23 protein-coding genes and 1 pseudogene are annotated in these 20,047 nt (G+C 61.9%); 12 read left to right on the plus strand and 12 right to left on the minus strand.

All coding sequences use genetic code 11. The annotated features are described in order from the left end of the window. The first annotated feature begins 5 nt into the window (after positions 1 to 5). Both AMK05_RS28455 and ligD read left to right on the plus strand, forming a co-directional pair. Positions 6 to 1,013 (plus strand): DNA topoisomerase IB, encoded by a 1,008-nt coding sequence (locus AMK05_RS28455; RefSeq protein ID WP_064843249.1) that lies wholly within the window; start codon positions 6 to 8, stop codon positions 1,011 to 1,013. Continuing rightward, a pseudogene (ligD, locus tag AMK05_RS28460) lies at positions 1,010 to 1,887 on the plus strand (non-homologous end-joining DNA ligase). Before AMK05_RS28455 ends, ligD begins: the two are co-directional and overlap by 4 nt. Before the next feature lie 12 nt (positions 1,888 to 1,899). Here the strand turns inward: ligD and AMK05_RS28465 are convergent. From AMK05_RS28465 to AMK05_RS28475, 3 genes are read right to left on the minus strand one after another with little or no spacing between them, the layout of a single operon-like run. After that, positions 1,900 to 2,625 carry a glutathione S-transferase gene (locus AMK05_RS28465; protein ID WP_064843251.1) on the minus strand — a complete coding sequence of 242 codons (726 nt, stop codon included), beginning with the start codon at positions 2,623 to 2,625 and terminating at the stop codon, positions 1,900 to 1,902. Between the two features lie 6 nt (positions 2,626 to 2,631). After that, entirely contained in the window at positions 2,632 to 2,922 is a 291-nt protein-coding gene (locus AMK05_RS28470) for a DUF3175 domain-containing protein (protein WP_064843254.1), read from the minus strand. A 52-nt stretch (positions 2,923 to 2,974) separates the two neighbouring features. Continuing rightward, entirely contained in the window at positions 2,975 to 3,289 is a 315-nt protein-coding gene (locus AMK05_RS28475) for a hypothetical protein (protein ID WP_011655053.1), read from the minus strand. 145 nt (positions 3,290 to 3,434) lie between these two features. Here AMK05_RS28475 and AMK05_RS28480 point away from each other — a divergent pair, with 145 nt between their 5' ends. Continuing rightward, positions 3,435 to 3,764 (plus strand): hypothetical protein, encoded by a 330-nt coding sequence (locus tag AMK05_RS28480; RefSeq protein WP_064843257.1) that lies wholly within the window; start codon positions 3,435 to 3,437, stop codon positions 3,762 to 3,764. A gap of 21 nt (positions 3,765 to 3,785) precedes the next feature. Here the strand turns inward: AMK05_RS28480 and AMK05_RS28485 are convergent, their stop codons facing one another. From AMK05_RS28485 to AMK05_RS28500, 4 genes are all read right to left on the minus strand, one after another. Next, the gene (locus AMK05_RS28485) at positions 3,786 to 3,965 is read right to left on the minus strand and encodes a hypothetical protein (RefSeq protein WP_064843259.1); all 180 of its coding nucleotides are present in this window, start codon (positions 3,963 to 3,965) and stop codon (positions 3,786 to 3,788) included. Between the two features lie 4 nt (positions 3,966 to 3,969). Further along, positions 3,970 to 4,152 (minus strand): hypothetical protein, encoded by a 183-nt coding sequence (locus AMK05_RS28490; RefSeq protein ID WP_064843261.1) that lies wholly within the window; start codon positions 4,150 to 4,152, stop codon positions 3,970 to 3,972. 134 nt (positions 4,153 to 4,286) lie between these two features. After that, complete coding sequence (locus AMK05_RS28495) at positions 4,287 to 4,541, minus strand: DUF2934 domain-containing protein (protein WP_003574663.1); 255 nt, start codon at positions 4,539 to 4,541, stop codon at positions 4,287 to 4,289. Positions 4,542 to 4,686: 145 nt separating this feature from the next. Continuing rightward, positions 4,687 to 5,325, minus strand: a complete 639-nt coding sequence (locus AMK05_RS28500; RefSeq protein ID WP_064843263.1) for a UdgX family uracil-DNA binding protein — start codon at positions 5,323 to 5,325, stop codon at positions 4,687 to 4,689. A 163-nt stretch (positions 5,326 to 5,488) separates the two neighbouring features. Here AMK05_RS28500 and AMK05_RS28505 point away from each other — a divergent pair, with 163 nt between their 5' ends. Then, the gene (locus tag AMK05_RS28505) at positions 5,489 to 6,952 is read left to right on the plus strand and encodes a phospholipase D-like domain-containing protein (protein WP_064843832.1); all 1,464 of its coding nucleotides are present in this window, start codon (positions 5,489 to 5,491) and stop codon (positions 6,950 to 6,952) included. 94 nt (positions 6,953 to 7,046) lie between these two features. Then, entirely contained in the window at positions 7,047 to 7,862 is an 816-nt protein-coding gene (locus AMK05_RS28510) for an endonuclease/exonuclease/phosphatase family protein (protein WP_064843265.1), read from the plus strand. 169 nt (positions 7,863 to 8,031) lie between these two features. Here the strand turns inward: AMK05_RS28510 and AMK05_RS28515 are convergent, their stop codons facing one another. Then, a complete protein-coding gene (locus AMK05_RS28515; RefSeq protein WP_064843267.1) occupies positions 8,032 to 8,310 on the minus strand; it encodes a hypothetical protein in 279 nt (92 codons plus the stop codon). Between the two features lie 341 nt (positions 8,311 to 8,651). Here AMK05_RS28515 and AMK05_RS28520 point away from each other — a divergent pair, with 341 nt between their 5' ends. The 7 genes from AMK05_RS28520 to pepT all read left to right on the plus strand — a co-directional run bounded on the left by AMK05_RS28520 (position 8,652) and on the right by pepT (position 16,208). Beyond that, positions 8,652 to 9,374 carry a FadR/GntR family transcriptional regulator gene (locus AMK05_RS28520; protein WP_064843269.1) on the plus strand — a complete coding sequence of 241 codons (723 nt, stop codon included), beginning with the start codon at positions 8,652 to 8,654 and terminating at the stop codon, positions 9,372 to 9,374. Next, positions 9,371 to 10,543 (plus strand): PLP-dependent transferase, encoded by a 1,173-nt coding sequence (locus tag AMK05_RS28525; RefSeq protein WP_064843271.1) that lies wholly within the window; start codon positions 9,371 to 9,373, stop codon positions 10,541 to 10,543. Before AMK05_RS28520 ends, AMK05_RS28525 begins: the two co-directional genes overlap by 4 nt. 30 nt (positions 10,544 to 10,573) lie before the next feature. Beyond that, positions 10,574 to 11,833: an ABC transporter substrate-binding protein gene (locus AMK05_RS28530; protein ID WP_064843274.1), complete on the plus strand. Its 1,260-nt coding sequence runs from the start codon at positions 10,574 to 10,576 to the stop codon at positions 11,831 to 11,833. Positions 11,834 to 12,046: 213 nt separating this feature from the next. Further along, complete coding sequence (locus tag AMK05_RS28535; protein WP_064843275.1) at positions 12,047 to 12,982, plus strand: carbohydrate ABC transporter permease; 936 nt, start codon at positions 12,047 to 12,049, stop codon at positions 12,980 to 12,982. A 4-nt stretch (positions 12,983 to 12,986) separates the two neighbouring features. Further along, positions 12,987 to 13,817, plus strand: coding sequence for a carbohydrate ABC transporter permease (locus AMK05_RS28540; protein ID WP_064843278.1), 831 nt, complete (start codon positions 12,987 to 12,989; stop codon positions 13,815 to 13,817). 4 nt (positions 13,818 to 13,821) lie between these two features. Continuing rightward, positions 13,822 to 14,880 (plus strand): ABC transporter ATP-binding protein, encoded by a 1,059-nt coding sequence (locus AMK05_RS28545; protein WP_064843280.1) that lies wholly within the window; start codon positions 13,822 to 13,824, stop codon positions 14,878 to 14,880. A 95-nt stretch (positions 14,881 to 14,975) separates the two neighbouring features. Beyond that, the gene (gene pepT / locus AMK05_RS28550; protein WP_064843833.1) at positions 14,976 to 16,208 is read left to right on the plus strand and encodes a peptidase T; all 1,233 of its coding nucleotides are present in this window, start codon (positions 14,976 to 14,978) and stop codon (positions 16,206 to 16,208) included. Positions 16,209 to 16,248: 40 nt separating this feature from the next. On the opposite strand, the gene AMK05_RS28555 is transcribed toward pepT, so the two are convergent. The 4 genes from AMK05_RS28555 to cysT all read right to left on the minus strand — a co-directional run bounded on the left by AMK05_RS28555 (position 16,249) and on the right by cysT (position 20,047). After that, positions 16,249 to 17,118 (minus strand): cell wall hydrolase, encoded by an 870-nt coding sequence (locus AMK05_RS28555; RefSeq protein WP_064843283.1) that lies wholly within the window; start codon positions 17,116 to 17,118, stop codon positions 16,249 to 16,251. A gap of 158 nt (positions 17,119 to 17,276) precedes the next feature. Further along, a complete protein-coding gene (locus AMK05_RS28560; protein WP_064843285.1) occupies positions 17,277 to 18,317 on the minus strand; it encodes a sulfate/molybdate ABC transporter ATP-binding protein in 1,041 nt (346 codons plus the stop codon). 10 nt (positions 18,318 to 18,327) lie between these two features. Beyond that, entirely contained in the window at positions 18,328 to 19,200 is an 873-nt protein-coding gene (gene cysW / locus AMK05_RS28565) for a sulfate ABC transporter permease subunit CysW (RefSeq protein ID WP_064843287.1), read from the minus strand. Then, positions 19,190 to 20,047, minus strand: coding sequence for a sulfate ABC transporter permease subunit CysT (gene cysT, locus AMK05_RS28570; protein ID WP_064843290.1), 858 nt, complete (start codon positions 20,045 to 20,047; stop codon positions 19,190 to 19,192). Before cysT ends, cysW begins: the two co-directional genes overlap by 11 nt.

Here is a 20,047-nt window from a genome sequence, read left to right on the forward strand (position 1 = left end):
AAAAAATGAATGCCGAAGCCATCACCCAACTTGGTCTCGTTTATGTCAGCGATGCCGAACCCGGCATCCGAAGACGAAGGAAGGGCAAGGGTTTCAGCTATGTCATGCCCGACGGCACGACGCTTGCCGACGAATTGCAGCGGGCGCGCATCGGTGCGCTCGGCCTGCCGCCGGCCTATGAGAATGTCTGGATCTGCCTTTACGACAATGGCCACCTGCAGGCGACGGGCATCGATGCGCGCGGGCGCAAGCAATACCGCTATCACAAAGACTGGCAGTCCTTCCGCAGTGCCGGAAAATTCCATCAGCTGATCGAGTTCGGCCGGGCGCTGCCGCGGATACGCCGCACCGTGCTGCGCCATCTCGACACTGGAGCGGAGGATATCGACGGCGTGCTTGCGGCCCTGACGACGCTGCTCGACGAGGCGCATCTGCGCGTCGGCAACCAGGCCTATGTCCGGGAAAACGGCACTTATGGCGCAACGACGCTGCTGAAACGGCACCTGAAGATCGTCGACGGGCAGATCGAGCTGAAATTCCGCGCCAAGGGCGGCAAGCGCGTCCAGCGCAGCCTCAAGCATCCCAGGCTGCAGAAGATCCTGGAAGAGATCGCTGACCTGCCCGGCCGCCAGCTCTTCGTCTGGAAGGATGAAAACGGGGCGCTGAAGCCGATCGATTCCGGCCGCTTGAACGCCTATCTGGCGGAGATATCGGGCATTCCGATTTCAGCCAAGACCTTCCGCACCTGGGCCGGCTCGCTGGCGGCTTTTGGTGCGGCGCGCGAGACGATTGTCAGCGGCGGCCGGCCGACGGTGAAGCAGATGGCGGAGGCCTCAGCCGAGGCGCTGCACAACACACCGGCAATCTCACGCTCAAGCTATATCCATCCGGCGATCATTGCGCTCGCCGGCAACGATCATCCGGTGATCGAGAGCGGCGCCGAACCGTTGCGGGGCTTGCGGGCCGAGGAAAACAGGCTACTTGATTTCCTCACACGCGAGATCGAGGAATGAGCCCGAAAAATCCACCTGCATCGGACGTCGTCCTGACCCATCCCGACCGGCTGTACTGGCCGGAGGAGGGCGTGACGAAGCAGGGTCTCGCGGATTATTATGCGGCGGTCTGGCCGTTCATCGCTCCTTATCTCGTCAATCGGCCCTTGGCGCTGCTGCGTTTGCCGGATGGGATAAAGGGCCGCCAGCGGTTTTTCCAGAAACATGCCTGGAAGGGCATGAATGCCCATATCGAGGAGATCGCCGATCCTGAGGAAATGGACGGCGAAAAGCTGCTGCGCATTGCCGATTTCAATGGTCTCAGGGCGCTGGTGCAATCGGCCGTGCTCGAAATCCATCCCTGGGGCACGACGACCGAAAATTGGGAAAGACCGGATATGATCACCATGGACCTCGATCACGGCGAGGACGTGGCCTGGAGCGCGGTGATTTCCGCCGCGCTTGACGTCAAGGCGCGGCTCGAAGCTCGCGGCCTTGCCGCCTTCGTCAAGACCTCGGGCGGCAAGGCCTGCATGTGGTAACGCCGCTTGCGCCGAAGGCCGGCTGGGCGGAGGTGAAGGACTTCGCCCATTCTCTCGCGGAGAGCATGTCGGCGGATGCGCCGGAAAAATATCTCTCAACCGCGACCAAGGCCAAACGCGGCGGGCATATCTACATCGACTATCTCCGCAACGGCCGTGGCAACACGGCGGTCGCGGCCTATTCGACGCGGGCGCGAGCCGGTGCGCCGGTTTCGATGCCGCTCGATTGGACTGAATTGAACGCGGTCAGCGGCCCGGCCGCCTTTACGATCGCCAATGTGCCACAGCGATTGAAAACCCGCCCCAGCAACCCATGGGGCGGCTTTTTCGATGCGGCCGTGCCGCTGCAATAAACGGCTCTTGCCTCACTCCGCGCTGTCGAGCTCAGGATAATGCCGGAAAATCCCGTCCTCGTTGAAAGCGAGGCGGCGAGGGGAAGCGAGATAGCGGGCGATATTCGGACGCTTCGCCACCCGATCATGCAGGGCAAGCAGCGCCGGATATTCCGCCTTGCGCTTCGCCATGGCGTTCGGAAAGGCATAGGTCAGGCCTTCGATCACTTGGAAGAGCGAGAGGTCGACATAGCTGAGCGCATTTCCGATGATATGATCGGGACCTGCAGGATTCTGCCGCAGCACACGCTCGAAGTAACCGAGGAATTTTGGAATGCGATCGCGGATGAAGGCGGCGGAGCGGGCTTTCGCTTCCGGCTTCTGGTCCTCGTAATAGAGCGACGTATCGATCGGGTGATGCGTATCATGTACCTCGGCGACAAAATCGGTGATGGTGAGCTGCAAGCCGTTGGCGACATGGCGAAGGCCTTCGTCCTCAGGCGCAAGGCCGAGCCTCGGGCCGAGATAAAACAGAATGTTGGCGACATGCGGGAGAATGAGGTCGCCGTCCTTCAGGAAAGGCGGGGCGAAGGGAATATGCGGTTCGCTTTCGCTCTTCATCAGCGCGAACATCGCATCCGCACCGAGGCCGGGCTGACGGGTGATGTCGAGATAATCGGCGCCGGCTTCCTCCAGTGCCAGCCGCACGAATTCGCCGCGGCCCTGAAGACCGTCCCAGTAATAAAGCTCATAGGCCATCTCAGCTCATCCCTTCGGTTGCCGACCGAAGTCTTTTCGCAATTCGTCCTTGGCTTTTTCAAGCGTGCCGCGACGCTTTTTCGTCAGCTGGTCGCCGGCGCGGTTGATGTAGAAGGTCAGCATCGACATGGCGGCGCGAAACGGGCTCGACTTGCGGCGATGGCTCTCTTCGGCGGAATGTTTGACGGAGCGGGCGATCTTCTTCGGGTCGTCGGATTTGAACACGCCTTGTTTCAGGTCCATCGCATCGCTGTGTTCGGTCACGTCCTGCGACCATTTCTTCTTCGATTTGGCCATGGCTGATATTCCTTTGCCGGGAGCGGGCGGGCTAAACCGCTTCTCCTGCGCGTTAATGGTGACTGTGATGTTCGTTGCGCTTGCGTGTCGCGGCTGCCTTCTTCGCGGAAGCGGAGCGTTCCTCTTTCGAGCGTGCGGCGGATGCGGCGCCGCCTATGCGGCCACCCTTTTCGGAGGATTCATGCGTGTCCTTCTTGCCGCGGCCGGAACCGGATTTGTTGCCGCCGCCGCTTTCCTTGTTCACCGTCGCCCAGGCACGCCGTTCGGCCTCTTTCTCAGAGACGCCGCGATCCTCGTAGCCCTCCTCGATGTGCTCTGCCTTACGCTTCTGCTTGTCGGTATAGTCGGATTTGTCACCTCTCGGCATCGTTGCCTCCTCTGGTGTGCAAAGGGGTCAAACTGGTGCTGAGGCCGAAAGTTCCGGCCACAGGATCACTCACCCGGATTTCGGAACAAAAGCCGCGTTCGCTCCATTCCAGATGGGAAAACCGCCCACAAACAGGAGCCGAGATATGGAAAACCACATTGTCAAAGCCGATGGAAACGGAGCGATCGACGTCAACGGGCAAGTGTCACCGGTCACCTATACCGTCAGCCTTAAGGAGCACTCCTATAAGGTCGACATCCGCCTGATGGCGCCGCGGGACTGGCTGCTGCAAAGAGGTTTCGAACGGGATGCCGTGCTGGTCAGCCAGAGTGGGGCGCGCATTCCCGTCTATCACGACAGCGGCCGCCTCGATCCCACCGACACGATCTCGATCGAACTGACGGCGCTTGACGACAGCTGCACAAGCGAGGTGGCTCTGATGCGCAAATATCCCGAACTCGACGGCGTTGTTTAGGCCTCTGACCGGCGGCGGTCTTTATTTCCGATAGAATTTTTGTGATGCGGCCAAGGCGCGGCCGATAGCGAAGAAGGGCGGCTGCACCGGCGCGCGGGGATCACGGAAAATCAGCCCGACGAGATTGTCGACGACGAGGATGAAGCCGAGCGCGAGGCCGATGTAAAGCAGTGCGGCGATGACGAGCAGCGACATCTCCATCCCTCTACGCGATCGCGAGCCAAGCACGGCGGCCGGCTGCGGCGAGCGGGACGGAGAGGATATCAGTATGAGCGTCGTTCATGGCAATTTCCCCGGTTTCGCCATAAACAGCCAATGTCTGTTGTTGTTCCCGGTTATCGGGTGAGGGTTCAATTTTTTCAGGAAGCTTCAAAGCGTGCAGCGTCATCCGGCCTCTGTTCCCCCATGGAAGCCCATCCACCGCAAATTCGATAATGCACAACTAATTCAAGCTTATGACAAAAAGCATCAAAGGGCGCCGCGGCGACGCCCTTTTTTGATCCAGCTGCTTGATTTCTGTATTCAGAGTGCCGTCTTGCGGCTCGCCGTCCGTTTCGGTGCCGGGGTCACGACGCCGTTCGTCTTGCTGCCCGCGACGCTGCGCTTGGCCTTTGGCTTGACTTCCTTGCCGTCGGACGAGGCAGCGGAGCCTTCGAGCGCTTCGCGCTCGTGCCGTGCCTGTTCCCAATGGATGGATTCTCGCCCTGTCGGATAACCCTCTTCTTCCCAGAGGGCGTATGCACGTTTTTTGATCCACTCATCCCGAGTTTCTGCCATCGCTGATCTCCAGTCACATGATGCCGTCGTTCGAACGCGATACTGCCGGGATGGTTCCAGAGGAGGGGAACTCTTTCAAGAGAAATCGTGCTGCAACCGCAAATATTTCGCGTTGCAGCATATCAGGGTTGAGATTCGCCATTCATCAAGGCCGAAACTCGGCGGCCTTGTGCAGATCTGAGACGAAATCCCGGCGCAGCCTGTGCCGTTCCGCCTCGTCGCGGATGCGCAGGAGATAGGAAGGGTGGATGGTGATCAACACGGGCGGATGGTTCGCCGGATGCAGGATATGGCCGCGCTCCGGCGTCAGCTTCGCCTTAGGCCCGAGCAGCGCATACAGCGCGCTTGCGCCGAGGCTGACGACGAGTTTCGGCTGCAGAATATTCAGCTCCGCGCCGAGCCACCAGGCGCAACGCCGGATTTCGCCGGCATTGGGTTTTGTATGCAGCCGCCGTTTGCCGCGCGGCGTGAATTTGAAGTGCTTGACGGCATTGGTGACATAACAGCGCCGGCGGTCGAGACCCGCCTCCTCAAGACAGGCATCGAGCAACCGGCCGGCCGGGCCGACAAACGGCCTTCCCGTCACGTCCTCCTGATCGCCCGGCTGTTCGCCGACAAGGACGATTTCGGCTGCCCCGGACCCTTCGCCGAAGACGATCTGCGTGGCATTCCTGTAGAGATCACAGCGCGTGCAGCCTTCGGCCTGATGCCTGAGTTCGGCGATGCTTTGCGCATCCGCGACTTCGAGCGCCAGGGCGGGGCCGACGCTTGCGGCGATGTTCATGATGCGATCCTCATCTCCTCTGGATCAATCGTTGCGCGCCGGGATTGTTCCTGCGGACGCGATGGTTGCCGGGACAAAAAAATAATTACGACGAAAAATTTCGCGTCATGGGAGAGGCAAGGCGCGATTGAACGCCGCCGTTTCCCGGCTATATTTGCCAGCGATGTTCTATCTCCTGTCGACCTACTGGCCGCATATCCTCTTTGTCGTTTCGATCGCCATGGGGGCCGCGGCGGCGATCCATGCCGCCATGACCAAGGAGGAGGTGCGTGCGGCGATCGGCTGGGTCGGCGTCATCATCCTGTCGCCGATCATCGGGGCAGTGCTCTATGCGATTGCCGGCATCAACCGCATCCGCCGCAAATCGCTGAGCATCCGCCGCGACGCGCTGCTGCCGGCGGCCGAAATCGACGAGTTGGAGACGTTCGACGCCGAGGCCGAGACTGTCATCAGCCAGTTCGGCCGCCGCTTTGCGGCGCTGCAGACGCTCGGCGACCGGGTGACGCGCAATCCGCTGACCTCGGGCAATACGATCGACGTGCTGGAGACCGGCGACGAGGCCTATGCGGCGATGAAATCGAGCATCGACGAGGCGGCGCGCAGCATCCTGCTCGAAACCTATATTTTCGATCGCGACGCGATCGGCCTTCGCATCGCCGATGCGCTGATTGCGGCGGCCAAGCGCGGTGTCGAGGTCCGGGTGCTGATCGACGCGGTCGGCGCGCGTTATTCTGTGCCGAGCATTCTCGGCCATCTGAGAGATGGCGGCGTCACCGTCGCCGTCTTCAACGGCAATGTCATCATGGGCTTGCGGCTGCCCTATGCCAATCTGCGCACTCACCGCAAGATCCTGATCGTCGACGGCAAGATCGCGCTGACCGGCGGCATGAACATCCGCGCGGGCTTCAGCGAGGAGGTGACCGGCGAGAGCTTTGCCCATGATACGCATTTCAGCGTTACCGGCCCTGTTGTTGCCGACCTCTTCGATCTTGCCGCCGAGGATTGGCGCTTTTCCACGCAGGAGCTGTTGAACGACGAGGCCTGGCGCATCGAGCCGCCGCAGCGCAGCCCCGGCGATCCCATCCTGATGCGCGTCGTCGCCTCCGGCCCGGACCGCAGCGTCGAGACCAACCACAAGATGCTGATGGGCGCCTTTTCCGTGGCGCGCCAGTCGATCCGTATCATGTCGCCCTATTTCCTGCCGGACCGCGAACTGATCAGCGCCCTGGTGACGGCGGCGCGGCGCGGCGTCGAAGTCGATATCGTCGTGCCCGCGGTCAACAATCTCGTGCTGGTCGACCGGGCGATGACGGCGCAATTCGACCAGATCCTCAAGGGTTATTGCCGCATCTGGCGCGCGACCGGCAGTTTCAGCCACTCCAAGCTTTTGACGATCGACGGCACCTGGGCCTATGTCGGCTCCTCCAATCTCGACCCACGCTCGCTCAGGCTGAATTTCGAGGTCGATCTCGAAGTGCTGAACGAGGGTTTTGCCGGCGAGATCGACGAGCATATCGAGGAAACCCTGAAATCGGCAACGCCGGTGACGCTCGACGGCTTACGCGCGCGGCCCTTCCCGGTGCGGCTGCTCGAGAAGGTTTTGTGGCTCGGTTCGCCCTATCTGTGAAGGATTATTTTGCCGGCGGACATGGCAAGTTCCGCTGGCCCTCCTATACTGCCGGGAGAAGCCTTTTTGATCAACGGAACAGCTGCGCCGTCCGATGCACGCCAGAAAAGTCAATCTTCCCGCCAGCATTCTGGCTTCGATCAGGAGCCGGAAAAAGCGGCTTGATCCCGCCTATACCGAGACACGGCCGCGCAGCGCCGGAACGCTGATCGCCTCCTACAACGTGCACAAATGCGTCGGCACTGACCGGCGCTTCGATCCCGAGCGCACCAGCCGGGTGATCCATGAAATCGGCGCCGACGTCATCGCGCTGCAGGAGGCCGATACGCGCTTCGGCGAGCGCACCGGCATTCTCGATCTCGGCCGGCTGGAGCGGGAAACCGGGCTGATCCCGGTGCCGGTCGCCGGCATGGCCAAGGCGCATGGCTGGCACGGCAATGTCGTGCTCTTCAAGAAGGGACTGGTGCATGATGTGCACCAGGTCAAGCTGCCGGGCCTGGAGCCGCGCGGCGCCCTCGTCGCCGAGATCGAGCTCGAACAGGGCGGGGTGCTGCGCATCATCGCCGCGCATTTCGGCCTGCTGCGCCATAACCGAGCCCAACAGGCCCGCATGCTGGTCGAACTCATCAACGACCGACAGGAGATGCCGACCATCCTGCTCGGCGACCTCAACGAATGGCGCCTCGGCGACCGCTCCTCGCTCAACACCTTCCAATCCGCTTTCGGAGAATTGCCGCCCGCCGTCCCCAGCTTCCCCGCCGGCCTGCCGCTTCTCGCCCTCGACCGCATCATCGCCAACCGCAAGGGGATCATCTCGGAGGTGGAGGCGCATGACACACCGCTCGCCCGCATCGCCTCGGATCATTTGCCGATCAAGGCGTTGGTCGATCTGGCAACTGTCGCGGACTGATATCATATGGACGTTGCGAGGGCGCCTATCGTTTTTCCAGACGACAAACATGGACATCGCCCCGCGCCGGATGGCGCGGGGCGAGAGGAGCGCGAAACGAGCTTCGCCGGTTTGACCCGCGACACGTTGGGGGAAGGGATCAGATCGCCCGGCAAGCTTCCGCCGCTTGTCAGAAAGATGACGAAGAGACCACGCCGATAGTCGGGACGGGTAGTTCCTGCTCCGGCATCTTGTTTCCGTGCTCGACGCCGGCGCTGAGTGCCTCGCGCACTTCATCCTCTTCCCAGCCCGCCTCGATGGCGGAAGCGACGAGAGTCTCGATTTTCTCGGTTTCCGAGCTGTGCGCAGTCTCATTGAGGTGGCGTCTGGCGGTATCGAGACACTGACGAAGGTTGGAAGCGCGGCTGGCGTCGTTGCGGTCGTAGCTCGGCGATGCGACGTAGGTCATTTGGAAGCTCCCTTGTTGATCGAGAGGAACACCCGAACGGGGAGCCGGTTCCACCGCGTGCTGCCGTAAGCCACCAGCCTGCATCCGCGGCCTCGGAAATCGTAAAGAATTCGACGACCGCGCCGTCCGCGTCGGTCGACGACATTGCGGTGTTTTCCTTTGCGCCCGATCAAGGGGCGTCGGTTCAGGTACTTTGAGGCCATGGTTGAGTTTAAAAAGGGATTGTGGAGCCCCGGCCACGAAGCCAACAAACACGACTTGACGTCTTCTCATCTTTGAGAAATGCTAAGATGTCAGACCAATTTCGAAGCTTGACTGCCTGACAAGAAATATTGGGAACCATGAAGGCAAAGCTTAGCGATAGGCCGGTGATCCGGCCGCTTCCCGCCATGGACCGCGCGCGTCAGGTGACCGATGCGCTGGCGGACTATGTCGAGGATGCGCGCCTGCAGGCGGGGGACCGGCTGCCGGCGGAGCGGGAGCTGATGGCGGCCCTTGCGGTCGGACGTTCGACCATTCGCGAAGCGATCCGTCATTTTCAGGCGCTCGGGGTGATCGAGACGCGCAAGGGCAGCGGCACCTATCTGCTGAAGCCGGTGTCCCGGGCGACGATCCATATGCCGCTGTCTTTCGATGCGGCGCATCTGCGCGATGCGCTGCTGCAGACGCTCGAAGTGCGCCGCGGCATCGAATGCGAGGCGGGCATGGTGGCGGCGCGGCGGCGCACGGCCAAGGATCTCGTCGTCATCGAGGAGAAGTTGAACGAGATGGAGCGGGTGCATCTGGAGAAGGGCACCTCAGGGCCGGAGGATCTGGCCTTCCATCTCGCCGTTTACGACGCCACCCACAATCCGCTGTTTCGCCAGCTGCTCGAACAGATGCGCGAGACTTTCGAGCGCTTCTGGGAGCATCCCTTCGACCGGCAGGATTTCGCCCGCCGGTCCTTTCCCTTTCACCGCACCCTTTTCAACGCGATCGCCGCCGGGGACGCCGAGGCGGCGCGGGCGGAAACATTGAAAATTCTCGACATCGTCGAGGAAGACATCAAGGAAATGTCCAAATGAGCAGCGGTGAAGACCCGTTCGATCTTGCTTCCCTCATCACCGCCCACGACGACGGCAACTTCGCCGATGCCGTCGTGCCGCCGATCTTCCAGACCTCGCTTTTCACCTTTTCCGATTATGAGGAGATGATCACCGTCTATCGCGGCGAGAAGGTGCGGCCGACCTATACGCGCGGCCTGAACCCGACGGTGCGCGCCTTTGAAGAGATGCTCGCCAAGCTCGAAGGTGCCGAGGATGCGCTGGGTTTTGCCAGCGGCATGGCGGCGATCTCGTCTTCCGTGTTGAGCTTCGTCGAGCCGGGCGACCGCATCGTTGCCGTCAAACACGTCTATCCCGATGCCTTCCGCCTGTTCGGCACTATCCTGAAGCGGATGAAGATCGAGGTGACCTATGTCGACGGGCGCGACGAAGAGGCGGTTGCCAAAGCGCTGCCCGGCGCCAAGCTGCTCTACCTGGAAAGCCCGACGAGCTGGGTGATGGAGGCGCATGATGTCGGCGCGCTCGCCGCTCTCGCCAAGCGCCATGGCGCCATCTCGATGATCGACAACAGCTGGGCAAGCCCGTTCTTCCAGCGGCCGCTGACACTCGGCGTCGATCTCGTCATCCATTCGGCCTCGAAATATCTCGGCGGCCACAGCGATGTGGTGGCGGGCATCGTTGCCGGCTCGAAGGAGATGATCGCCCGCATCAAGGCCGAAGCCTATCCCTATCTCGGCGGCAAGCTTTCGCCCTTCGACGCCTGGCTGCTGATCCGCGGCCTGCGCACGCTGCCGCTCCGCATGCGGGCGCATGAGACATCGGCGCTTGAGATCGCCAAGCGCCTGCAGCGGCTCGATGTAGTGGAGACGGTCTGCCATCCCGGCCTCGCCAACCGGCTGCCGGCCGGCCTCAACGGCACCTCGGGCCTCTTTTCCTTCATCTTCCGCGACGGCGTCGATATCCGCGCCTTCGCCGACCATCTCAAGCTCTTCAAATTGGGTGTAAGCTGGGGTGGCCATGAAAGCCTGATCGTACCGGGCGAGGTGGTGCTGCAGCAGAAGGCACAGCCGAATTCCGCGCAAGCCTTCGGCATCCATGCGCGATCCGTACGTCTCCATGTTGGCCTCGAAGGAACCGAGGCGCTGTGGAGAGACATCGAGGAGGCGCTCGCCGCCGCCTCGCAATCCTGAAACCTAAGAACCTAAAAGGGGGAACTGAGCATGAAAAAACTAATAATCTCGACGCTCTTTGCTTCGATGATGGCGGGTACGGCCTTTGCCGATACCACGCTGAAGCTTGTCGAAGTCATCACCAGCCCGGAGCGCACCGAAACGCTGAAATCGATCGTCGGCAAGTTCGAGGCCGCCAATCCCGGCACCAAGGTCGACATCATCTCGCTGCCTTGGAACGAGGCGTTCCAGAAGTTCGCGACCATGGTGTCGGCCGGCGACGTGCCCGATGTGATGGAGATGCCCGACACCTGGCTGTCGCTCTATGCCAATAACGGCATGCTCGAAAGCCTCGAGCCCTATCTTGATAAGTGGGAGCATACCAAGGAGCTGACGCCGCGCGCCCTTGAGCTCGGCCGCGACGTCAAGAACACCGCCTATATGCTGCCCTACGGCTTCTATTTGAGGGCGATGTTCTACAACAAGAAGCTGCTTTCGGAAGCCGGTGTCGCAGCATCGCCGAAGACGCTGGAGGAATTCACCGCCGCTTCGGAAAAGGTCTCCAAACTGTCGGGCAAATACGGCTACTGCATGCGCGGCGGACCGGGCGGCCTCAACGGCTGGATGATCTTCGCCGCCTCGATGGCTGGCGACAACAAGTACTTCAAGGAAGACGGCACCTCGACGATGAACAGCCCCGGCTGGGCCAAGGGCATCGAATGGATGGTCGATCTCTACAAGAAGGGCTATGCGCCGAAGGACAGCGTCAACTGGGGCTTCAACGAAGTCGTCGCCGGCTTCTATTCCGGCACCTGCGCCTTCCTCGATCAGGATCCGGATGCGCTGATCGCCATCGCCGAACGCATGAAGAAGGAAGATTTCGGCGTCATGCCGCTGCCGAAGGGGCCTGACGGCAAGTCCTTCCCGACCATCGGCTATGGCGGCTGGTCGATGTTTTCGACCAGCGGCAACAAGGATCTCTCCTGGAAGCTGATCGCCACCCTCGAAGGGCCGGAAGGCAATATCGAGTGGAACAAGCGCATCGGCGCCCTGCCGGCCTATACGGCAGCCGAGAAGGATCCCTTCTATGCCGGCGACCAGTTCAAGGGCTGGTTCGAGGAACTGGCGGATCCGAACACGGTGCCGACGGTGATGCCGACCTACCTCGAAGAATTCGCCTTCTTCAAGGATTCGCTGGCGATCAAGACCTCGCAGCAAGCCTTGCTCGGCGATATCTCGGCGAAGGATCTGGCCGACCAGTGGGCGGACTATCTGACCAAGGCGCAGCAGAAGTTCCTGAGCAAGAAGTAAGGGGTGAAGGGGGCGACTGCGGCCCCCTCATCCGACCCTTCGGGCCACCTTCTCCCCGAGGGGAGAAGGGAGTCGCGGCGCCGCCTCATTCCTCCTTTTCCCCAGCGGGGAGAAGGTGCCGGCAGGCGGATGAGGGGGCTGCGGCCGCCCAGTTTTCAGAGGCATTACCCACGCGAAATCCGCAACCGGGTAGACAATGGAAATTACGCACTGATGACCACTTCCGCCGATACGCTCGACATACGTCGCGACCGCAGGCCGTGGCTGCGGCGTCTTGCCGATGCTTCGGAGCCCTATCTCTACAGCGCCCCGTCGCTGATCCTGATCATCGCGGTCATGCTGGTGCCGCTGACATTGGGCGTGTCCTATGCCTTTCGCGATATCCAGCTGCTCAACCCATTTTCCGGCGGCTTCATCGGGCTCGAGCATTTTCGCGAACTTGCGGGCGATGCCGCCTTCTATGGCGCGCTGCGGAACACGCTCTGGTGGACCGGCGCTTCCGTCGTCCTGCAATTCGCCTTCGGGCTCATCCTGGCGCTGCTGCTCGACAAACCGTTCCCGGGCCGGGCGATCGCGCAGGCGCTGGTCTTCCTGCCCTGGGCGGTGCCCTCCTTCCTCGCCGGCCTCAACTGGGCATGGCTGTTCAATCCGGTCATCGGGCCGATCCCGCATTGGCTCTTCTCCCTCGGACTGATGCATGAGCCGGGCAATATCCTTTCCGATCCCAATTATGCGATGTGGGGGCCGATCGTCGCCAATGTCTGGTGGGGCATTCCCTTCTTTGCGATCACGCTGCTCGCCGCCCTGCAGGCGATCCCGCGCGATCTTTACGAGGCGGCGTCGATCGACGGCGCCGGCTGGTTCCAGCGCTTCCGCTCGATCACTTTGCCATTTCTGGCGCCGACCATCGCCATCACCGTGCTGTTGCGCACCGTCTGGATCTCCAATTTCGCCGATCTCATCGTCGTCATGACCAATGGCGGGCCGGCCGACCGCACGCAGATCGTCGCGAGCTATATCTTCACGACGGCGTTCAAGCGGCTCGATTTCGGTTATGCCTCGGCGATCGCGCTGGTGCTGCTCGCGCTGCTGCTTGCCTATTCGATGCTGATCATCCTGCTGCGGCAGACGCTGCTGAACAAGGATTGAGCCGATGAGACGATCCGTCATCCCCACCATCGCGCACCGTCTGGCGATCCTTTGCTATATCGCCTTCGCGCTCTTCCCGCTGTTCTGGCTGCTCAAGGTCTCGGTGACGCCGAACGATCTGCTCTATAGCGAAGGCGTGCGCATGTGGCCGTCGCGCACGACCTGGGATCACTATGCCTTCGTGCTGCAGCACAGCGCCTTTCCGACCTTCTTCAAGAACAGCCTAATCGTCTCGGCCTCGACAGCGGTGACCGTGACGATCTGCGCCTCGCTCTCGGGCTACGCGCTGTCGCGCTTCAATTTCCGGGCAAAATACTGGATCGTCGCCTTGATGCTGCTGACCCAGATGTTTCCGCTCGTCATGCTGGTCGCGCCGATCTTCAAGATCCTGTCGCCCTTACATCTGACCAACAGCCTGGCCGGGCTGGTCATCGTCTACACCGCCTTCAACGTGCCCTTCGCCACGTTCCTGATGCAGTCCTTCTTCGACGGCATTCCCAAGGATCTGGAAGAGGCGGCGATGATCGACGGCGCCACGCAGTTCACGGCGTTTCGCCAGATCATCCTGCCGTTGACGCTGCCCGGCATCGCCGCCACCCTCGGCTTCGTCTTCACCGCCGCCTGGAGCGAGTTGCTTTTCGCGCTGATGCTGATCAACGGCAATGACGCGGCGACCTTCCCGGTCGGGCTTCTCACCTTCGTTTCGAAGTTCTCGGTGGATTTCGGGCAGATGATGGCGGCGGGCGTCATGGCGCTCATTCCGGCCGGCCTCTTCTTCCTGCTCATCCAGCGTTATCTCGTCCAGGGCCTGACGGCCGGCGCGGTCAAGGGTTAAACAAATGGCATCGATCGATATCCAGAATATCCGCAAAGCCTACGGCCATGTGCAGGTGCTGCACGGCGTCGACCTGGAGATCAAGGATGGCGAGTTCGTCGTGCTCGTCGGCCCCTCCGGCTGCGGCAAATCCACGCTGCTGCGCATGATCGCCGGGCTGGAGGATGTCACCTCCGGCGAGATCCGCATTTCAGGCGCGCGGGTGAACGAACTGCATCCCAAAGACCGCGACATCGCCATGGTGTTCCAGTCCTATGCGCTCTATCCGCATATGAACGTCGCCGGCAATATGAGCTACAGCCTGAAACTGCGGAAGACGGCCAAGGAGAAGATCGCCAGCGCCGTCTCCGCCGCCGCCGCCAAGCTCGGTCTCGATCCGCTGCTCGAACGCCGGCCGAAGGCGCTTTCCGGCGGCCAGCGCCAGCGCGTCGCCATGGGCCGCGCCATCGTGCGCCAGCCGAAGGCCTTCCTGTTCGACGAACCGCTCTCCAACCTCGATGCGCGCCTGCGCGAACAGATGCGCGCCGAAATCAAGAAACTGCACGGCGATCTGAAGGCGACCTCGATCTATGTCACCCACGACCAGATCGAGGCGATGACGCTGGCCGACCGGATCGTCGCCATGCATGGCGGCGTGGTGCAGCAGGTCGGCAGTCCGCTCGAACTCTACGACCACCCCGCCAATCTGTTCGTCGCCGGCTTTATCGGCTCGCCGGGAATGAATTTCCTCGCGGCGAGTTATGTCGACGGCGGCGTCAAGCTGCAGGACGGCACGATCGTGCCGCTGGCAAAGCCGCTGCCGCTTGAAGATGGTGCCAAGGTGACGCTCGGCATCCGGCCCGAGCATGTGCTGATGACGAATGACGGGGCGGGCCTTGCCACCGATGTCGAACTCGTCGAACCCACCGGCTTCGGCATCATCCTGCATCTCGCTCTGCATGGCCTGCCGTTCAAGATCTTCACGCTCGATCGCGAGGCGCTGAAGGCGGGGCCGAAGGTCAATGTGGCTTTCCCGGCGCAGTACCTGCATGTGTTCGACGGCGAGGGAATACGCGTCGATTGATCAGGTCAATCCTCACGCATTGCGAGCGGAAAAAACTTTTGCCGTATCACCCGTGAGGGCTATATCTTCCGGTGACCTTTGCTGGATTGGATGCCATGACCGATACCGTTCTCGACCGTTTTCTCCGTTACGTCGCTATCGACACCCAATCCGATCCCTCTTCGTCGACGCAGCCGACCACCGAAAAACAGAAGGATCTCGGCCGGGTGCTGGTCGATGAACTGCTGCAGATCGGTCTTGCCGACGCGCATCTCGACGAATACGGTTATGTCTATGCGACCATTCCTGGAAACAGCGACAAGCCGGTGCCGGTCATCTGCTTCTGCTCGCATATGGATACGGCGCCCGATTTCAGCGGCACGGGCGTCAAGCCGCGGATCATTGGGAATTATGCCGGCGGCGATATCAAACTGGAAGGCGATCCGAGCCGGCTCATCCGGGTTTCCGAGCATCCGGAGCTGAACAACCAGATCGGCAACGACATCGTCACCACCGATGGCACGACCTTGCTCGGCGCCGACGACAAGGCCGGGCTGGCGGAAATCATGACGGCCGCGCAGGTCCTGATCGACAATCCCGAGATCCGGCACGGGACGATCAAGATCCTGTTCACCCCCGACGAGGAAGTCGGGCGCGGCGTCAACAAGGTCGACCTGAAGAAACTCGGCGCCGACTTCGCCTATACGATGGACGGCGAGACATCAGGCCATATCGAGGATGAAACCTTCTCGGCCGATGGAGTCGAGATCGCCATCTCAGGCGTGGCGATCCATCCGGGTTTCGCCAAGGACCGGATGGAAAACGCCATCAAGATCGCCGGCGCCATCATCGACCGGCTGCCGAAGGACTTGGCGCCGGAGACGACCGAGGGCAAGCAGGGCTTCATCCATCCGACAGGCGTGACCGGTTCGATGGAGAAGGCGTCGCTCAGCCTCATCATCCGCGATTTCACCGACAAGGGGCTCGCGGAAAAGGAATCGATAGTCGAGGCCATCGTCAAAGAGGTGATGGCTGGCTATCCCGGCTCGACCTATCATTTCCAGGTCAAGGAACAGTATCGCAACATGAAGGTGGTGCTCGACCGCCATCCGGAGATCGTCGACAACGCCATCGAAGCCGTGCGTCGGGCCGGCATGACGCCGGTGCGCGGCAGCATCCGCGGCGGCACGGACGGCTCGCGGCTCTCCTTCATGGGCCTGCCATGCCCGAACATCTTCGCCGGCGGCCATGCCTTCCACTCGCCGCTCGAATGGGTCAGCCGTCAGGATATGGAAAAGGCGGTCAAGACGATCGTGGAACTCGCCAAGGTGTGGGAAGAGCGCGCCTGAGCGCCCTGCAATTTAACCCATAATCGGAGGAACGACGGGCTTAGCCGCCGTTCGCCGCGACGCTGCCGCGCAGCATGACGCTGTCATAGGCGGGGCGGGGGATGGGGATCGCGATCCGCATTCCCGGGTCGGGTTCGATCGAGGGTTCCGGCTCGGTTACCGGGGCCGTGATCTGCATCGGCATGGGATTTGCGACGGGCGCCATATGGGCGGCCGTGGGCGCCGCATTGATCGGCGACATCGTGCTCGCCGTCGGCATCGGATCCGGCGCCGGCAGAGGAACGGGAACGGCCGAGGGGATCAGCGCCTCGAATTGCGGCGGCAGTATGCTCTCACCGGGCACATAATTCATCGCCACCTCATAGGCGGGCAGCGGCGGCGGTGTCTGGAGCATGCCATCGGCGCCGCGCTTCTCGTAGAAGGCGTTGCCGCCGGCGACCGCCACATAATGCATGTTGTTGTAAGGGAATTTCAGCCCGTCGGTGTGGAAGAACATCGCATCCTTGACCGCAGGATGGCGGGCGCCTTTCAAGATCGCATCGGCGGCGGTCGCCAGCTCGGTTTCGGCCTGCGGCTTGACTTCACGCGTCATCACGCCCGGCGCAAACTGCTTTTCCTGGGCGACGACGCCGCAGATCGACGGCGGATAGGCGCCTGACGTCAGCCGGTTCATGACCACGGTTCCGACGGCCATGTAGCCGTCCTCATCGGAATGCTGCGATTCGAAATACATCGCGCGCTGCAGGCAGTCGCGGTCCTTGTTGGTATAATTGAAGGTGACTTTTGCCGGTTGAACCTTCGTCTTCGCCGCCGTTGCCGCCGGTTTCGGTGTCGTCGTGCAGCCTGCGGCCGCCAGCCCTACGAACAAAATCCCGATCAGGGATTTTCCAAAGGAAATCTCCGCCCTCAACGCAAGGTGCCTCCTGTGGGATTAGTCCTACTTATTAACGTGAAAATCTTTTACTCGTCATGTGACAAAAATACAAACAACCATAGATAACAAAAAGCCAAAGAGCCTCTCGCCAAATGAGAGTCCTGCGAGGAGTCGGGCTATGCCAACAACCCCCATCAGCTGCGGAACAGCTTCCAGCGGGTCGGCTTGAAGGCCACGCGGTGGCGGTCGAGCCTGTCGGCCTCGCTCGGCGGCAGTTCGATCTCGATATGCGGGCGGTCGTTGCCGATATCCAGTTCGATGTGACGGGTGCCGGCGACGCGGCGGCTGGAAACCGGCTGGCCGGCGATGCAGTTTTCAGCCGATTCGCAGAGCCTGACGTCATGCGGGCGGAAATAGATCTGCGCCGGGCCATCCGGCTCGCCCTCGGCATTGAGGCCGAGCGAGCGGCCTTCGAAGCGGATGTCGCCGTCCGAGATATCGACCTGCAGGCAGTTCGACTGGCCGATGAAGCCGAAGACGAAGGGCGAGTTCGGATTGTCGTAGACTTCATCGGGCGTGCCGACCTGCTCGATCGCACCCTGGCTCATGACGACGACGCGGTCGGCAAGCTCCAGCGCCTCGTCCTGGTCATGGGTGACGAAGACGGTGGTGTGGCCGGTGCGGTCGTGGATCTCGCGCAGCCATTTGCGCAGGTCCTTGCGCACCTGGGCGTCGAGCGCCCCAAAAGGTTCGTCGAGCAGCAGTACGTTCGGCTCGACGGCCATGGCGCGGGCGAGCGCCACACGCTGGCGCTGGCCGCCGGAAAGCTGGGCCGGGTAGCGTTTTTCCAGGCCGGAAAGCTGCACGAGGTCGAGCAGCTCAAGCGCCCGCTTGCGGATATCGGCCTTGGCCGGCCGGCGCGCGCTGTTTCTAACCCTCAGGCCGAAGGAGACGTTGTCGAGCACCGTCATGTAGCGGAACAGAGCATAATGCTGGAAGACGAAGCCGATATTGCGCTGCTGCACTGACTTCTTCGAGGCATCCTCGTCGCCGAAGAAGATCTGTCCCTCGGTCGGGCTTTCGAGACCGGCGATCAGGCGCAGCAATGTCGTCTTGCCGGAGCCCGACGGGCCGAGCAGCGCGATCAGCTCGCCGGAGCGGATGCCGAGCGAGACATCGTGCAGCGCCGGAAAACGATCGAATTCCTTGCGGATGTTTTGAACGCGTACTTCCATTCCAAATCCTTCAGTGCCGCCGGCTGGCGGAGATTTCAGCGCTATAGCGCATTTCCAGCAGCGTCTTCAAAACAAGAGTGACGAGCGCCAGCAAGGCCAATAGCGTGGCGACGGCAAAAGCGCCGGTGAAATTATACTCGTTATAGAGAATTTCCACCTGCAGCGGCATGGTGTTCGTCTGGCCGCGGATATGGCCCGACACCACCGAGACGGCGCCGAATTCGCCCATGGCGCGTGCGTTGCAGAGCAGCACGCCGTAGAGCAGGCCCCATTTGATGTTCGGCAGCGTCACGTGCCAGAAGGTCTGCCAGCCGCTGGCGCCGAGCGAAAGGGCTGCCTCTTCGTCGGCCGTTCCCTGTTCCTGCATCAGCGGGATCAGCTCGCGGGCGACGAAGGGAAAGGTGACGAACATGGTGGCGAGGATCAGGCCCGGCACCGCAAACAGGATCTTGATGTCGTGGGCACTGAGCCACTGGCCAAGCCAGGTATTGGCGCCGAACAGCAGCACGAAGACCAGGCCCGATATGACCGGGGAAACCGAGAAGGGCAGGTCGATCAGCGTCGTCAGGAAGGCCTTGCCTTTGAACTCGAACTTGGCGATCGCCCAGGCGGCGGCAACCCCGAAGACGAGGTTGAGCGGCACGCTGACCCCGGCAACGATCAGCGTCAGGCGGATCGCCGAGAAGGTTTCGGCATCGCCGAGCGCCTCGATGAAGGGGCCGGCACCCTTGCGGAAGGCCTCGACGAAGACGGCTGCAAGCGGCAGCAGCAGGATCAGCAGCAGGAAGACCAGCGAAAGGATGATCAGCGTCAAGCGCGCGATCCGGTTTTCGGTGGTGACCGAACGCAGCTTCACCGGTTGAGCGGTCGCATCAAGCGCCATAGCCGTACCTCCGCCTGCTCCAGCTCTGAATGAGATTGATGACCAGCAGCATGGAGAACGAGATGATCAGCATGATCGCCGCAATGCCGGTCGCCGCCGCATAATTATACTCTTCGAGCTTGATGATGATCAGCAGCGGCGCGATCTCCGATTTGAACGGCAGGTTGCCGGCGATGAAGATGACCGAGCCGTATTCGCCGACGCCGCGGGCAAAGGCGAGCGCAAAGCCGGTGAGCACGGCCGGAGCCAGCCCCGGCAGCAGCACGCGGAAAATCGTCTGGAAACGGTTGGCGCCGAGCGTTGCTGCGGCTTCCTCCACCTCCTTGTCGATTTCCTCCATCACCGGCTGCACGGTGCGCACCACGAAGGGCAGGCCGACGAAGATCAGGGCCACGACGATGCCGGCAGGCGTAAAGGCGATCTTGATGCCGAGCGGCGTCAGGAACTGGCCGATCCAGCCGTTCGGCGCATAAAGCGTCGTCAGCGCGATGCCGGCAACGGCGGTCGGCAGCGCGAAGGGCAGGTCGACCATGGCATCGATGATGCGCTTGCCGGGAAAGCGGTAGCGCACCAGCACCCAGGCCAGCAGGATGCCGAAGACGGCGTTGACGATCGCGGCGATGAAGGCGCTGCCGAAGCTGATGCGCAGCGCGTTCAGCGTGCGCGGATCGAGCGCGATCGACCAGAATTTCTCCCAGCCGAGCGCGCTCGACCGGACGGCAAGGCCCGAGAGCGGGATGAGGATCAGAAGGGTGAGCCAGGTCAAGGTAAAGCCGAGCGCCATTCCGAAACCCGGAATGACACTCGGCCGCCTGAACCGCCACCGCGTGGGGCTATGTGCTTTCAT

The organism is Rhizobium sp. N324 (genome assembly GCF_001664485.1).
GTDB lineage: Bacteria > Pseudomonadota > Alphaproteobacteria > Rhizobiales > Rhizobiaceae > Rhizobium.

Bases quoted from the DNA above. Each gene is read 5' to 3' on its own strand.
- AMK05_RS28455 (WP_064843249.1), top strand. From the start codon at position 6: ATGAATGCCGAAGCCATCACCCAACTTGGTCTCGTTTATGTCAGCGAT.
- AMK05_RS28465 (WP_064843251.1), bottom strand. From the start codon at position 2,625: ATGGCCTATGAGCTTTATTACTGGGACGGTCTTCAGGGCCGCGGCGAA.
- AMK05_RS28470 (WP_064843254.1), bottom strand. From the start codon at position 2,922: ATGGCCAAATCGAAGAAGAAATGGTCGCAGGACGTGACCGAACACAGC.
- AMK05_RS28475 (WP_011655053.1), bottom strand. From the start codon at position 3,289: ATGCCGAGAGGTGACAAATCCGACTATACCGACAAGCAGAAGCGTAAG.
- AMK05_RS28480 (WP_064843257.1), top strand. From the start codon at position 3,435: ATGGAAAACCACATTGTCAAAGCCGATGGAAACGGAGCGATCGACGTC.
- AMK05_RS28485 (WP_064843259.1), bottom strand. From the start codon at position 3,965: ATGGAGATGTCGCTGCTCGTCATCGCCGCACTGCTTTACATCGGCCTC.
- AMK05_RS28490 (WP_064843261.1), bottom strand. From the start codon at position 4,152: ATGACGCTGCACGCTTTGAAGCTTCCTGAAAAAATTGAACCCTCACCC.
- AMK05_RS28495 (WP_003574663.1), bottom strand. From the start codon at position 4,541: ATGGCAGAAACTCGGGATGAGTGGATCAAAAAACGTGCATACGCCCTC.
- AMK05_RS28500 (WP_064843263.1), bottom strand. From the start codon at position 5,325: ATGAACATCGCCGCAAGCGTCGGCCCCGCCCTGGCGCTCGAAGTCGCG.
- AMK05_RS28505 (WP_064843832.1), top strand. From the start codon at position 5,489: ATGTTCTATCTCCTGTCGACCTACTGGCCGCATATCCTCTTTGTCGTT.
- AMK05_RS28510 (WP_064843265.1), top strand. From the start codon at position 7,047: ATGCACGCCAGAAAAGTCAATCTTCCCGCCAGCATTCTGGCTTCGATC.
- AMK05_RS28515 (WP_064843267.1), bottom strand. From the start codon at position 8,310: ATGACCTACGTCGCATCGCCGAGCTACGACCGCAACGACGCCAGCCGC.
- AMK05_RS28520 (WP_064843269.1), top strand. From the start codon at position 8,652: ATGAAGGCAAAGCTTAGCGATAGGCCGGTGATCCGGCCGCTTCCCGCC.
- AMK05_RS28525 (WP_064843271.1), top strand. From the start codon at position 9,371: ATGAGCAGCGGTGAAGACCCGTTCGATCTTGCTTCCCTCATCACCGCC.
- AMK05_RS28530 (WP_064843274.1), top strand. From the start codon at position 10,574: ATGAAAAAACTAATAATCTCGACGCTCTTTGCTTCGATGATGGCGGGT.
- AMK05_RS28535 (WP_064843275.1), top strand. From the start codon at position 12,047: ATGACCACTTCCGCCGATACGCTCGACATACGTCGCGACCGCAGGCCG.
- AMK05_RS28540 (WP_064843278.1), top strand. From the start codon at position 12,987: ATGAGACGATCCGTCATCCCCACCATCGCGCACCGTCTGGCGATCCTT.
- AMK05_RS28545 (WP_064843280.1), top strand. From the start codon at position 13,822: ATGGCATCGATCGATATCCAGAATATCCGCAAAGCCTACGGCCATGTG.
- pepT (WP_064843833.1), top strand. From the start codon at position 14,976: ATGACCGATACCGTTCTCGACCGTTTTCTCCGTTACGTCGCTATCGAC.
- AMK05_RS28560 (WP_064843285.1), bottom strand. From the start codon at position 18,317: ATGGAAGTACGCGTTCAAAACATCCGCAAGGAATTCGATCGTTTTCCG.
- cysW (WP_064843287.1), bottom strand. From the start codon at position 19,200: ATGGCGCTTGATGCGACCGCTCAACCGGTGAAGCTGCGTTCGGTCACC.
- cysT (WP_064843290.1), bottom strand. From the start codon at position 20,047: ATGAAAGCACATAGCCCCACGCGGTGGCGGTTCAGGCGGCCGAGTGTC.